This window comes from Erythrobacter aurantius, assembly GCF_023823125.1.
Taxonomy (GTDB): Bacteria; Pseudomonadota; Alphaproteobacteria; order Sphingomonadales; family Sphingomonadaceae; genus Erythrobacter; species Erythrobacter aurantius.
Window position 1 is genome coordinate 286,998 of sequence record NZ_CP090949.1, and the last position, 14,015, is coordinate 301,012.

Here is a 14,015-nt window from a genome sequence, read left to right on the forward strand (position 1 = left end):
CCCCTTTATGCCTCCCGCATCCTTTCGAGATAACCGCTCGGCCCCATCTGCGCCGCTGTCCATGCGAACACCGCCATGGATACGATCCCCGCGACAAGGCACACTCCGAACACCGCGATGCTGAGCGAATAGGCCCCTTGCGTGGGGGCAAGCCAGTCGCTGACCCAGCCGATCACGGCGAGGCCCAGAGCCTGCCCGACAAGGTTGTTCATGAACAGCGCGGTCGCCACCGCAAATCCGCGCTGCGAGGGCTCTACTGCGGCCTGAATGCCTGAAAGGATGCCCGCCTGACTGGCGACATAGATGGCATAAGCCAGCGCGAACCAGCCTAGAAAGGGCCAGAAGGCGTCCGAGGTGAGGCTGAGCGCAAGCGGGGCGACGCACAACAGGCTCGACAGGCCCGGAACCAGTGCGCGCCAGTGTTCGTGTCGGTTGGTCAGCCATTGGGTGACGTATCCGCCAAGGATCGGCCCCGGAATGCCGCCGATGAAGAATGCAAGGCCGAGGTACAAGCCGACGTTTCCGGTCGAGATGTCGAACTGGCGCAGCATCACCGCCGCCATCCAGAAGGCAAGGCCGTAACCGATCAGCAATTGCAGCGCCCAGCCGGCCGAAAGGCCCATGAACACCCGGTTGCCGAGCAATTGCGTGACGGTTTCGCGCAGCCCCTGTTGCTCGATCCGTGCGCCTTCGGCGGCATAGCGTCCGCGCCGGGGCTCGCGCACGGTCAGGTAGAGCAGCAGCCCGATCAGCACACCGGGCAGGCCCATCAGCACGAAGGCGTAGCGCCAGCCGAACATCTCGGCGAGCTGTCCGCCGACCACCAGCCCGCCAGCGGTGCCCATGCTGGCCCCGATGGTGAGGAAACCCATCGCCTTGGCAAGCTCACCCCGGCGGAAGAAATCGGCGACAAGGCTTTGCGAAGCCGGGCCTGAGCACCCCTCCCCCACGCCCACGCCGACCCGGGCAAGGAACAGGGTCCAGAACCCGATGGCCAGCCCGCACATCGCGGTCATCACGCTCCAGAAACTGATCGCGGCGGCGACGATATTCTTGCGCACCGAACGATCGGCCAGCCGCGCGGCAGGGAACCCGGCGATGACATAGACCAGCGAAAAGGCCGCCCCGCCAAGCAAGCCTAGCTCGAAATCGGAAAGCCCGAATTCCGCCTTTATGTCCTCGACCAGAATGCCGAACACCAGCCGGTCCGCGACGGAGAACATGCTGGTGAGCGTCAGCAGCGCCAGCACGTACCAGCGATAGGAGCCTTCGGGCGCGTCAGCCGGGTCGGGCGATGCCTCAGTGGTGGGGGCGGGCGTCGAGGCCATTGTCCACCGGGATCGTCAGGCCGTTGAGGAACCGCGCGTCATCCGAAGCAAGGAAAGCGACGCAGCCCGCCACATCATTGGGATGGCCCAGCGCATCGGCTGGCAGCGGACCTGCGGGGATTTCCATCGGCTGTTCACCCGCACGGCCCGACACGCCCATCACCATCGGGGTTTCGATCCCGCCCGGCGCCAGCGCGTTGCAACGGATGCCAAAGCCTTCGTCCTGGCAATAGGTCGCGATGCTGCGCGTCATCGACGAAATGCCGCCCTTTGCCGCGGTGTAGGCCGGGATGTTGCCATAGCCCATCAGCGCCGCGGTGGAGGCCATGTTTATGATCGACGATCCGCCACCGCCATTCACCTTGTGGCGGTGCTTCATCAGCGGCAGCGAGTATTTGCAGCCGAGGAAGGTGCCGACCACGTGAATGTCGAGATGCAGCTTGAAATTCGCAAGCGAGCATTCCTCGACATTTTCGAAGATCACATTGCCCGCATTGTTGACGAGAATGTCGAGCCCGCCGTGGCGTTCGGAAACGGCAGTCATGACTTCCTGCCATTGCTCTTCGCTGGTGACGTCGAGCGCCATCGCGTCCCCGTTGATCGAATCGGCCACCTGATGCGCCAGCTCCACCTCGCGATCGGTGACGATGACGCTGGCACCTTCGGCGGCAAGCCTTTCGCAATCGGCCTTGCCCAGCCCCATCGCTCCGCCGGTGACCAGCGCAATCCTCCCTGCCAGCCGTCCCTTCTTGTTGTCGTTCATCGCCCTCTCCCAAAAGCGTTGTGTTTTCATGGGAGAGTAAGAGGCGCTGCGCTTCGCACCACTACTTAAAGCGATGGGAAAAATGTGAGGTGCGCCGCGCCAAGGCAGGCCTATCCTGACATTCGGGAGAGGTTGGATGCTGGATGATGCCGAAGTCGCGCGCCTCAAGGCGCTAATGGAATGGGAAGGCCGCCGCACGGCTCCGCCAAAGGGATTTCCCAAGCTCCCCGACATGCCCGCCGCGCGCTACACCAGCGAGGAATATTTCGCGCTCGAACAGCAGCATATCTTTCGCAAGAGCTGGTTGTTCGCAGGTCATATCGACGAAATTCCCGAGCCGGGTTGCTACATGCGCTGGCACAATGCCGGCGATCCCATCGTCATCGTGCATGGCATGGATGGAGTGGTCCGCGCCTTCTACAACACCTGCCGCCATCGCGGCGCGCCGGTGGTGACACAGGATCGGGGCAAGTCCTCGCGCCTGATGTGCGGCTATCACAACTGGACCTACAAGACCGACGGCAGCCTGGTGGGCGTGCCCGAGCGGCAGGATTTCCCGGCCGACTTCGACCTCAGCTGTCGCGGGCTGATCCCGGTGCGGTGCGAAATGCTGGGCAATGTCATCTTCGTCAATTTCGACGACGAAGCCATGCCGCTGACCGAATGGCTCGGTCCGCTGATGAACGAGTGGGACGAATTCGCGTTTGACCGCGTGCGGCTGGCGGCACGCCATTCGTTCGAGCTCAAATGCAACTGGAAAGTCGCGATGGAGGCCAACATGGAAGTCTACCATGTGCCATTCATCCATCCCGACACGGTCGCCCCTTTGGTGGACAGCAAGCGCAACCTCAACACCATCTATCCCAATGGCCACGCCCGCATGCTGGCCCCCGCCCCGCGCCAGACCGATCGCGAGCATGTCCGCGCGATCGACAGCCCGCCCGGATGGCAGCAGATCGAGACCGTGGGCGAACTTGGCCGCACCTGCACGCAAAGCTACACGCTGTTTCCCAACTGGGTTTCGCCGCTGTCCAATTACTTCGTCCCACCGCTGGTGTTCTGGCCGACTTCGCTTGGCACGACCCGGCTGGAACTGGTGACAATGGCACTCGACTGGGGCGATGCACCTGCGCCCGATCTTTGGACCGTTCCTGACGAAAGCCAGCCGAACGGCAGGCAGATGAGCCCGATCATCCTTGAAGACACGCAATTCGGGGAAGCGATCCAGCATTCGATGCAAAGCGCCGCGTTCAAGAGCGTGCCTTTGTCCTATCAGGAAGCGCGCATCTATTCGTTCCACCAGACGCTCGACCGGATGATCGGAATCGACAACGTGCCGGCGGATTTGCGCGTCGAACCGGTGATCGGAAAGGAATGGGTCTGGCCGAACGATCCGCGCGTCGAGGAAATGGCAACCGGGGTGTGAACCCGCTCGCTAGTCTTTCCGCTTACGTAAAATGACGCTACGGAAAACAGGATTTGCCGGACATAGTGGCAAAATTGGCGCACTTTGCGAGGCTTACTATCCCTTTTGCTAGATGAGCGGCGAAACCCCTCTCCATACAGTCTCAGGCCTACTGATAGCCGTGGGGAGAAACGGCACAGGGACTGGGGAACTGGGCGCCGGGGCGATGCTTCTGCGCCGTCAAGGGAGAGAGCATATGACCACATATAACACCCGGATTGCCTCCAAATTCGGCGCCACAGGTTTGCGGCGCGCGCTTTTGAGCGGGGCCGCGATGGCTGCATTTGCCGCCGTGCCGCAAACCGCGATGGCGCAGGACAATGAAACCGCGGAGGACGGTAACGAATTTGGCGAGCGGGTGATCGTGGTGCAGGCCCGTCGCCAGAACGAAAGCCTGCAGGAAGTGCCCGTCACCGTCACCGCGATCGGCGGCGATGTGCTGGACAAATTCAGCGTCGACAATGTCGCGGATGTGACCAGCCGCGTTCCCACGCTGAACGTTCAGGTCGGCGGTTCGGGTTCGGGCGGCCAGCTCAGCCTGCGCGGCGTCGGCTCCTCTAACATCTCGGCCTCGTTCGATTCGGCGGTCGCCTTCGACTTCGACGGCATTCAGGTTTCGACCATGCGCCTGGTGCAGGCCGGGTTCTTCGACACCGAACAGATCGACGTGCTGAAAGGCCCGCAATCGCTGTTCTTCGGTAAATCGGCCACCGCCGGCGTGTTTGCGATCCGTTCGGCCAACCCGACCCCCAACTGGGAAGTCGGCGGCCGGGCATCGTATGAATTCGAGGAAAAGGGCTACCTGCTCAGCGGCTACGTTTCCGGCCCGATCAGCGACACGCTGGGCGTGCGTCTGGCAGCGCAGTGGAACGATATCGACGAATTCCAGATCCTTCAGGATGGCACTCCCGCCGTCAATCAGGAACGTGGTCTCACGGACCTGATCGTGCGCGGTACGCTGCAGTGGGACCCGTCCGACCGGTTCGATGCGAACCTCAAGGTGCAATACACCAAGAACGAGAATGACGGCGCAATCGGCACCGCCGAAATCGGCTGCGGCCCCAATGGCCTCCCCGATCCGGTCTTCCTGCTCAGCGGGGGTCTGGTGATCCCCGGCGGGCACGACTGTAACGTCACCGATCAGCGCTATTTCATCCCTGATGCAGCGCCGCAGCTTGCACCGGGCGTACCGACCCCGTCGGAAGCGGCCGGACGCAACGGCGTTCCCTTTGGCGAAACCGAAATCTGGTTTGCACGCCTCCTGTGGAACCTCGATCTTTCGGACACGCTGACGCTGACTTCAACCAGCGGCATTCTCGATATGGAAGCGGTCGATTTCGATTGTTATTCCTATGTCGGCGTGTTCCCCGGCGGCGTCCCCGGCGGTGCGGGTTGTTCGGACCCGATCAACGCGCTGGAGCAATACAGCCAGGAGCTGCGTCTGACTTCGGATTTCGACGGCCCGTTCAACTTCATGATCGGCGCCTTCTACGAAGACCGCACCATCGTGTTCGACACCGCGCAGCAGGGCGTCAACATCTCGTTCCTGGGCGCGGACCCGGTTACCGGCTTCACCTATGACTGGGACAAGATCCAGACCACCAAGACCGAAGCGCTGTCGTTCTTCGGGTCGACCATCATCGACCTGACCGACCGGCTCGAGCTTTCTGGCGGCATCCGCTGGACTGACGAAACCAAGGTGTCCTTCATCGAAGTGCCTTACCTGCACACCTTCCTGCAGGGCCCGGCATTCGTGTCGCCGGGCTTCTTCTCGGGCCCGATCAACTTCCAGGACGACAATTTCTCGCCCGAAGTCACCCTGCGGTATCAGGCGGCTGACGACATCAACGTCTTCGCCTCGTTCAAGACCGGCTTCAAGTCGGGTGGCATCGACAACTCGGCACTGCCGTCCAACAGCCTCAGCGTCGCGGCGCTGTCGGGTGACTTCGGATCGCTGATCTTCGACTCCGAAGAGGCGATCGGCGGTGAAATCGGCTTCAAGTCGCAGTTCGATGATCGCAACATCACGCTGAACATGACGGCGTACTACTACGTCTTCACCGATCTGCAGGTGCAGAACTTCAACGCCACCACCATCCAGTTCGTCACCAGCAACGCGGGCGAGCTGACGACCAAGGGTGTCGATCTGGAATTTGCATGGCGCACCCCGGTGGAAGGTCTCAATATCTCTGCCAACCTCGCCTATCTCGACGCGCAGTATACCGACACCTTCCTGCAGCCGGGCGGCGCGGGTGGCACGATCGACCTTAACGGTCGCCGCGCCAGCCAGTCGCCGGAATGGTCGGGCAATATCGCCGCCGACTGGACGGTGCCGATCAACGACAGCCTGGAATTCCTGTTCTCGGGCAACGCCGCCTATAACGACGGCTACATCACCGACGAAGCCACGCTGAACGACTTCGTGCAGCCCAGCTTCTGGACGCTCGATGCGACCGCGGCGATCGGTCATCCGGACGGCAATTGGCGGCTTTCGCTGATCGCGACCAACCTGACCGACGAAATCTTCGTCATCACTTCGGGTGGTCGTCCGTTCCTTGCCCCGGCTGGCAACGCTCTCGGCCTTCCGGCTGGCGACGACCTCGTGCTGACGCAGAACCGTGGCCGTCAGGTCTTCGTGGAGGCGAGCTTCCGCTTCTGATCGCTTCTCCACTCCCCCATGTTCCTCGTGGGGGCCGAGCGGGCGGGCCGAAAGGTCCGCCCGTTTTCGTTTGATCGTCCGCGGCGTGCGCGCCTCATAAAAACACGCATTGCGGCAAGCGATCATGACAGCGCATCCTGTCAGCCAAATTGGGAGGACGGACACATGTCGCGCGAAGAACTCATTTCGATGACCCGCAACCTTGTCGCGCACGGGGCGGCGGACACGATGGAATATGCCGACGAGATCGTGCGCATTCCGGCAAGCAGCTACACCGACCCCGTTCTGTTCGAGAAGGAAAAGCGCAACATCTTCCGCCGCCTGCCGCTGATGGTGGCCCCTTCGTGCGAATTGCCCGAGCCGGGCGATTACAAGGCGATGGACATTTGCGGCGTGCCGCTGCTGCTGACCCGCCAACGCGACGGCAGCGTGGGCGCGTTCCTCAACATGTGCACGCACCGCGGCAACCCGGTGGTTCCCAACGGCACCGGCAAGGGCACGCGCTTCACCTGCGGCTATCACGGCTGGACGTTCAAGAACGACGGCGATCTGGTGGGCGTTGCCAGCCCCAAGGATTTCGGCGCGGTCGACAAGGCTGCACTGTGCCTCAAACGCTTCCCCGTTTACGAAAGCGCCGGGCTGATCTGGGCGACGCTCGATCCCGACAGCAAGCTGCCGATCGCGGATTACCTTTGCGGCTATGACGAACTGCTCAAGGCGTTCGAATTCGAAGGCTGGACTTTGTTCGCGCAGCGGACGCTGCCGGGGCCGAACTGGAAGACGGCTTACGACGGCTATCTCGATTTCTACCACCTGCCGGTGCTGCACAAGGACACTTTCGGCGCAGATTTCTACAACCGCGCCAACTATTTCGCGTTCGGCCCGCATCAGCGGCTTTCGACCCCGTCAAAATTCGCGATCAAGGTTTCAGGCGACGATGATCAGCAGATGGACCTTGAGGTGCTGTCGGATGACGAGCTGCCGCAGGAAGTGCTGGTGCAGGGCGTGTGGACGATCTTCCCGCATATCTCGATCGCCAGCTTCTATGGCGGCGGGCAGCGCGGGGCGATGATTTCCCAGCTGTTCCCCGGCGAAACCGTGGGCGAAAGCTACACCACGCAGTTCTATGTCATGGAAAACCGGCCCGAAACCGAAGCCGACGTCAAATCGGCGCACGAACAGTTCGACTTCCTCGAAATCGTGGTGCGCGACGAGGACTACAAGACGGGCAAGCGCCAGCACGAGGCGCTGCAATCAGGGCTGATGAAGGAAGTGCTGTTCGGCCGCAACGAGCGCGGCGGACAGGTATTTCACCAATGGGCCGCCAAGCTGACCAATGCGAGCGACGAGGAACTGCTGGAAATCTTCGCTGCCGAGCAGCGTCAGGCGGCGGAGTAGAGGTTTGGGCCGCTTGCCGAACGCCCGCTTTCGGGATTGCAGGGTCTTGGTCTGAATGATCAATTGTGGAGGGCAAGCTGACTGAGCCACGCAAGCGCTAAGGTTGCGCTATCGGCACAGCGCGTGCATTCATTCGGCTCTCACTTTCGGGGTTCGGGTTACAGCTGAGACGATGATATTTCGAAAACGCGCTGTTGTTTGCGCAGCTATCGGCCTTGTTGTGAGCCTTGGGTTGCAGGCCAATGCCCAAACTCAAAACTCCGGTCAATCCACGGCCGCGCGCGCCGAGAATGATAACACTTCGAACGCTTCCCGGGACGCAATTCAGCGGCTCCTGAGACTCAACGCCCGCGCAATCGAGTTGTTTGACATCGGTGCCAAGAGCGATGGCCTCGAAGTGTTCAGCTACGCGCTCTCAGGCGCGCAAGCCGCCTTCGGTGCTGACAGTGCCATTGTTCATCTGATCGCTGCCAATTATTATCAGAGCCTCGAGGAGGAAGCGCGCGCACTGCTGGATAAGGTGGAGTACGGCGTCTTCTTGAACGAGAGCGAATTTCGCCCCTTGATTGATGAGATGAAACGGCTGGAGCAAGACTATCCGGGCCGCCGCGACGTCGAAGCGATCGATTTCCTCTATAAACGCGCCGCAAACATTGCCGACGGGGGACGCCTGAGCGAAGCCAGGCGCCTGTTTCGCGAAGCGATGCGACTGAACCGCGAAGTGCGGGGCGAAACGCATCCTGAAACGCTGGCAGCAAGCGCAGAATACGCTTTCACCCTGAGCCGGCTCGGACGCGTCAACGAGGCGCTCGAGATCACGCAGGAAGTGCTTCGCCAGCGGCAGACGATACTCGGCGAACGCCATCCCGATACGCTGCGCAGTCTCAGCCATTATGCCCATTCGCTGCGCGGCTTGCGGCGATACGAGGCGGCGGCAGAGGTTGACCGCCAGGTTCTTGAAGCGCGCCGCGAAGTGTTGGGCCCGGACGCCGAGCAGACGCTTGAAAGTCTCAACCACCTCGCCGCTGACCTGCGCGCGCTGGGCCAGCACGAGGAGGCGCTGGCGTTGACTGAGGAAGCGCTGCGGATGCAGGCTGACGCCTTTGGAAACTACCATCCGGCGACGCTGCGGAGCCTTTCGGACAAAGGCAGCATCCTTGCCGATCTGAAACGATATGAAGAGAGCGCGATTATTTTCGACGCGCTCTATCCGCACCTGCTGGAGACCAAGGGCGAAGAGAACGATCTGACCCGGCGCGTTCAGGGCGATTACGGCACGGTCCTCTTCAAGACCGGTCGGCTGGAGGAGGCCAAGGAGCTCATCTCCAAAGCCCGCGACGCTTATGCGGACGCTCTTGGCGGGGATCATCCTGAAACCCTCGCTCGAAGATTGGAATATGTTGAGCTCTTGCTCGAAATGGATGATTCCACGTTTGAGACATCCCTTGATACTTCAAGGGCGGCTATCTCCGTTGTTCAGAGTTATCGGTCACGTCTGGGCTATAGATACGGCAGCTCCCAATCTGAAGCGTATCAGCGCGAAGCCGAGAGCAATGCACTTCAAGACGCTGAAAAGGCTTACGCCGACAGTTTTTGGAACACCAAGGCAGCACAGCGATCCGGCAACCTTGGCCTGACTTATAGTGAGATGAGCCCCGCTGGAATGCGCCTGATGTTCGGCACGCTTCAAGGCGCGAGCACGGGATCGACCTCGAAGGCGTTGGCGCGGGCTGCAGCCTCACGCTTTGCTGTTTCGGCTGGCGTGCAAGACGTAGTCGAGGAGCGTCAAGCGCTGATCGAGGAATGGACACGGCTCACTGACGCAAGAGCCTACAACCTGTCAGGGGCTGGAATCGCTTCCACGGCCCGTCAATCGCTCAATGATCGCATCAAGGCGATAGAGGAGCGATTGGGCCAGTTGGAAAACCGCCTGAGGGAGGAAGCGCCGCAATATTTCTCGATCATCACTGAAGGTCGCAAGAGCCCTTCGGAGATGCAAGAAATACTGGAGCCTGACGAGGCCATCATGCTGCTGGTTCCAACGCGGCGAGGCACCCATTCGATGGTGGTGACGCGCGACAGTTTCGGCTGGTGGCGTTCGGACCGGCGCGAGGCGGCAATTACCGAAACAGTGGAGGAGTTTCGCCAAGGTCTGGAAATTCAGGCTGGTGACGAATTTCTCCCGGTCTTCGATGTCGATCTTGCGCACGATTTATACGCCGATCTGATCGCGCCGGTGGAAGAGGCGCTCGAAGGCAAGAAACGCATCTATGTGGTCGCCGGCGGCGCTCTCTCGCGGCTCCCCCTTGGCACCCTTCTCACCGCCCCTGTGTCGCCGGACGCCAATCGCGATGATTCCGAAGTGTTGCGCTCCGCCAAATGGCTAGCTGATCGGTATGCAATGGTGCAGTTACCTTCGGTTCAATCCCTTTTCTACGTCCGGTCTTTTGGAGCAGCCGGTGAACAAGGTGAAGGCGCAGGCTTCTTGGGGTTCGGCGCGCCAAGCCTGGACGGAGAGGCTCGCCTGCGCGGTGCCCGTTCAGCGACGCTCGATGCGATCGATGCCGCTTCGCTGGTAGGAGAACTGCGCGGTGCGTCACAGATACCCTTGATGAATCCGGAAGCCCTCAAAAAGCTGTCTTCCCTTCCTGGCACAAGGAGCGAACTCGAACAGGTGAGGGTAGCTCTGGGAGCATCCGAGAATTCGATATTCGTGGAGGATCGCATGACCGAGACTGCCATTCGCACGGCAGACCTCTCCGGCACCCGGATTCTCCATCTCGCAACCCATGGCTTCACCAGTGAGGAGAGCGGCGAGACAGCCGAACCAGGCCTCGTCTTTACCCCTCCGGACACGGCCAGCTTGGAAGACGATGGCTATCTGGCGGCTTCCGAAGTCCTCGAACTCGACCTTCGGATGGCGAAGTGGATTATCATGTCCGCCTGCAACACCGCCTCGCCATCGGGCAAGCCGGGTGAGACAGGGCTGTCAGGGCTGGCCAAGGCATTCTTCTATGCGGGTGCGGAAAGCCTTCTGGTAAGCCATTGGCCGGTTTTCGACGACATTGCCCCGTTGCTTACGGTCGAGGCGCTGAAGCGTTCTGAAGCGGGGCAACCCCGCGCCGAAGCCTTGCAGGCGGCCATGCGCGAAATCCGAATGAATCCGGAACTCGATGCCGCGCATCCAGCGGTATGGGCCCCGTTCACGCTCGTTGGCGAAGGACGGTAAGTCTTCGCCCTAGGCCGGGATGTTTCCAGAAGGTCCGATTCCGGCAGCAGCGAGGCTAAAGCCGCTATCCCTCAAGCCGTCGCCCCGGATCACGTCCGGGGCGACGGGCTTGAGTGCGAACTACCCGAACGCGGGCCGGAAGTTGCTTTCGCCCCAATCCTGCCGCTTGGTCCATTCGCCCAGCGTTTCCAGCTTGCCGTCAAGTTCGGGGAAGCGTTCGTAGACGTGGTCCATGTCGACCTCGAAGGGGCGCGTGGGCGCTTCGTTGTTGTATTCGTAGAACGCCTGAATGCCCTTGGCGAAATCCTCGCGCATTTCAGGCGGCATGGTGTCGCCGGCGGCTTCGACCAGATAGCGGCCGAATTCCTCGGGTGTGCAGGGATCGTAGGTGATGTCCTTGTCGAGCGCCTCGGACAGGTACTGCGTCACCTGCTTGCCCACCAGCCGCTCCGGCCCGCCGATGTTGAGCCATGCGCCTTCCATGTCGGGGCGTTCGAGGCTGGTCAGCATGAATTTCGCCACGTCATCAAGGCTGATCCAGTTGGCCTGGAGGTTGGGATTGTGCGGGTACACATAGCGCCCTTCGTTGACGATGAAGGGGCGCGCCCAGTTGGTGAGCAGATTGTCCATGAACAATACGCTTCCAAACACCGTGCCGGGGCAACCCGAACGCCACAGCGCGTTGATGCCCTTGGTGTTCTCGCCATAGGTGAAGGGGTCACCGGGCTTGTCCGGGATCCAGCTGGAGGTGTTCCACACCAGCCGCTTGACCCCGATCTCCGCCCCGACCTTGCCGAGATCGCCGATCAACACGGCGCGATCGGCGCGGGCCTGCAGGGGATGGGTGTAAAAAATGTAATCCGATCCTTCGAGCGCGGGCTTGAATGTGGACGGATCATAAAGGTCCATCGGGCGCACTTCGACCCGTTCGATCCCGTCGATCTTGGCGCCGCCGAAGGGGTCTTCCTGACGCGAAATCGCGCGCACGTCATATCCGGCTTTCAAAGCCTGCCGGACCTGCGCCATGCCCTGCCTGCCCGATGCGCCGACCACCGTGATAAGTGCCATGTTCTCTCTCCCTCAATTCGTTTGTCCAAGACTACGAAGGAGAGCCGCGCCCCGCACCGCGCCAAAGTGATAGCACCCTAGCAAAAGCGCGGCTTGTCGTAGCGTCGGCGCGCTTGGACAACCGGATGCATGGACAACAGATACTGGCGCATAGAACGCCGACCGGAGGGGACGGATTTCGCAGGCGCTCTGGCGCTGGTGGAAGAACCGCTGCCCGAGCTCGGCGAGGGCGAAATCCGCATCCGCAACGTGATGCTTTCGATGGATGCAGGCACGCGCCTGTGGCTCACCAGCCGCGAAGACGGATACCAGCCGCCGCTGCCCGTGGGCGCACCGATGACAGGGCTCGTCCTGGGTGAAGTCATCGCCAGCCGCGCGCCCGGTTTTGCCGAAGGCGATCTGGTGCGCGCATTCGGCGTCTGGGGCGACATCAGCCACGTCGATGCGGCGATGTCGGGCGCAGTGTTGCTGGACCCTTCGGTTGCGGACAGGCGGGCATGGTTCGGCCCGCTGGGAATGAACGGCTGGACCGCGCTGTGGGGGATCGAGGAAACAGGCGCTGCCAAACCGGGCGAACGCGTGCTGGTATCCGCCGCCGCCGGGGCGACAGGCATACTCGCGGTGCAGATCGCAAAACTGCTGGGCTGCGAGGCCTGGGGCATTGCCGGAGGGGCGGAGAAATGCCGTTACCTGACCGGCGATCTGGGGATTGCCGGGGCGATCGACTACAAGGCCGGCGGCGTCGGGACGCAATTGGACAAGGCCGGCGGGTTCGACGTCTATTTCGACAATGTCGGCGGCAATCTGCTTGACGCGGTGCTGACGCGGATGAACCATTATGGCCGCATCGCCGTGTGCGGGCTGCTGGCCGATTATGGCAGCACCGCCAGAACCTCTCCGCGCGAATTCGACCAGGTGCTGATGCGGCGGCTGCGGATCGAAGGCTTCTTCAGCCCGGATTTCATGGATCAGGGCGAACGGCTGACCGCGCGGCTCAGGGGCTGGGTCGACGAAGGCAAGCTGATCATGCCCTATGACGTCACGAACGGGCTAGAGAACACGCTGGCCGCCTACTCAAAGCTGTTCACCGGCGGCAACATCGGCAAGGTCATAGTGGAGCTGGACGCATGAGCATCAGGATCGAAGACCGCGAAGCCATCCGCGACATCATCGCCGCCTATGCCCATGCGATCGACCGGCGGCGATGGAGCATGATGGAGCATCTGTTCCACGCGGATGCCCGATTCCGCTTTGGCGTGGTGGAAGGCGACTGGCGCGGCTTTGTCGATCAGGCGCGCGCAATCATCGATCCGTGCCTCGCGACGCAGCATCAGCTGGGACAGGTGCAGTTCGGATTTGAAGGCGATACGGTCTGCCACACCGAAACCTACATGACGGCAATGCACACGATTCCCGCCGGATACCCGATCCCCGATGTCTTCCCGGACAAGGGCAAGATCTATTCTGCCGTCATCGCGGGCCGTTATGTCGACCGGTTCGAAAAGCGAGGCGGCGAATGGCGCATCGCTCAGCGCACCGGCTTGTATGACTGGCGCGAGTTCCGCGAAGTCGAAGGGGTCGACCTATCCGACACGCCGGGGGGCGCATCGGGCTTTCACGATGAACGCGATCCTTCGACCCCGGTGGTGGCGCGCTTTCTTGGCTAGGGCCGCAGAATCGCGAAGACCCCGCTCATCGTCGCCACGGCTTCGCCATCGCACACGATTTCGCCGCTGGTGTAGGCCGTGCGCCCGCCAAGGCGGTCAATCCGCACCTGCGCCTCCAGCCAGTCGCCAAGGCGAGCCGAACGCAGGTAATTGACCTGCAAGGCTATGGTTGACGGGGCAAGCCGCGGGCGCTCCGCATCATAGATCGCATGGCTGAGAGCGACATCGGCAAGGGTGGAGATTACCCCGCCATGCGCTGCATCCTGATAATTGATGTGGTGCGGACAGATGCGCAGGCCCACCAGCATCGGCCTGCCCGGGCGGGCTTTCAGAAAATACGGCCCGCCATGATCGAGAAATCCCGGCGAAAAACCGGCGGGTTTGTATCCCTCGGGAATGTCGGCGTCTGAGCTGTTCCGGTCGGCCATGATCGCCACC

At 61.8% G+C, this 14,015-nt stretch carries 10 protein-coding genes; 6 read left to right on the forward strand and 4 right to left on the reverse strand.

Going from position 1 to position 14,015, the window contains the following annotated elements; translation table 11 throughout:
• Positions 1-5 precede the first annotated feature (5 nt).
• Positions 6-1,328: a spinster family MFS transporter gene (locus L1K66_RS01445; protein WP_051700407.1), complete on the reverse strand. Its 1,323-nt coding sequence runs from the start codon at positions 1,326-1,328 to the stop codon at positions 6-8.
• The gene (locus tag L1K66_RS01450; RefSeq protein ID WP_252259301.1) at positions 1,300-2,091 is read right to left on the reverse strand and encodes an SDR family NAD(P)-dependent oxidoreductase; all 792 of its coding nucleotides are present in this window, start codon (positions 2,089-2,091) and stop codon (positions 1,300-1,302) included. Before L1K66_RS01450 ends, L1K66_RS01445 begins: the two co-directional genes overlap by 29 nt.
• Before the next feature lie 136 nt (positions 2,092-2,227).
• Here L1K66_RS01450 and L1K66_RS01455 point away from each other — a divergent pair, with 136 nt between their 5' ends.
• The 4 genes from L1K66_RS01455 (at position 2,228) to L1K66_RS01470 (ending at position 10,842) form a co-directional block, all read left to right on the forward strand.
• Positions 2,228-3,517, forward strand: a complete 1,290-nt coding sequence (locus L1K66_RS01455; protein ID WP_252259302.1) for an aromatic ring-hydroxylating oxygenase subunit alpha — start codon at positions 2,228-2,230, stop codon at positions 3,515-3,517.
• Positions 3,518-3,752: 235 nt separating this feature from the next.
• Positions 3,753-6,215 (forward strand): TonB-dependent receptor, encoded by a 2,463-nt coding sequence (locus L1K66_RS01460; protein WP_252259303.1) that lies wholly within the window; start codon positions 3,753-3,755, stop codon positions 6,213-6,215.
• Positions 6,216-6,380: 165 nt separating this feature from the next.
• Positions 6,381-7,613, forward strand: coding sequence for an aromatic ring-hydroxylating oxygenase subunit alpha (locus L1K66_RS01465; protein ID WP_252259304.1), 1,233 nt, complete (start codon positions 6,381-6,383; stop codon positions 7,611-7,613).
• A 103-nt stretch (positions 7,614-7,716) separates the two neighbouring features.
• Positions 7,717-10,842: a CHAT domain-containing protein gene (locus L1K66_RS01470; RefSeq protein WP_252259305.1), complete on the forward strand. Its 3,126-nt coding sequence runs from the start codon at positions 7,717-7,719 to the stop codon at positions 10,840-10,842.
• Between the two features lie 120 nt (positions 10,843-10,962).
• Here the strand turns inward: L1K66_RS01470 and L1K66_RS01475 are convergent, their stop codons facing one another.
• Positions 10,963-11,910, reverse strand: a complete 948-nt coding sequence (locus L1K66_RS01475) for an SDR family oxidoreductase (RefSeq protein ID WP_252259306.1) — start codon at positions 11,908-11,910, stop codon at positions 10,963-10,965.
• Between the two features lie 129 nt (positions 11,911-12,039).
• Here L1K66_RS01475 and L1K66_RS01480 point away from each other — a divergent pair, with 129 nt between their 5' ends.
• Entirely contained in the window at positions 12,040-13,041 is a 1,002-nt protein-coding gene (locus L1K66_RS01480; RefSeq protein ID WP_252259307.1) for an NADP-dependent oxidoreductase, read from the forward strand.
• Positions 13,038-13,577, forward strand: a complete 540-nt coding sequence (locus L1K66_RS01485; RefSeq protein WP_252259308.1) for a nuclear transport factor 2 family protein — start codon at positions 13,038-13,040, stop codon at positions 13,575-13,577. The genes L1K66_RS01480 and L1K66_RS01485 overlap by 4 nt, the downstream gene beginning before the upstream one ends.
• On the opposite strand, the gene L1K66_RS01490 is transcribed toward L1K66_RS01485, so the two are convergent.
• Complete coding sequence (locus L1K66_RS01490) at positions 13,574-14,005, reverse strand: PaaI family thioesterase (protein ID WP_252259309.1); 432 nt, start codon at positions 14,003-14,005, stop codon at positions 13,574-13,576. The two genes, L1K66_RS01485 and L1K66_RS01490, sit on opposite strands and share 4 nt — an antisense overlap.
• Positions 14,006-14,015: the final 10 nt, after the last annotated feature.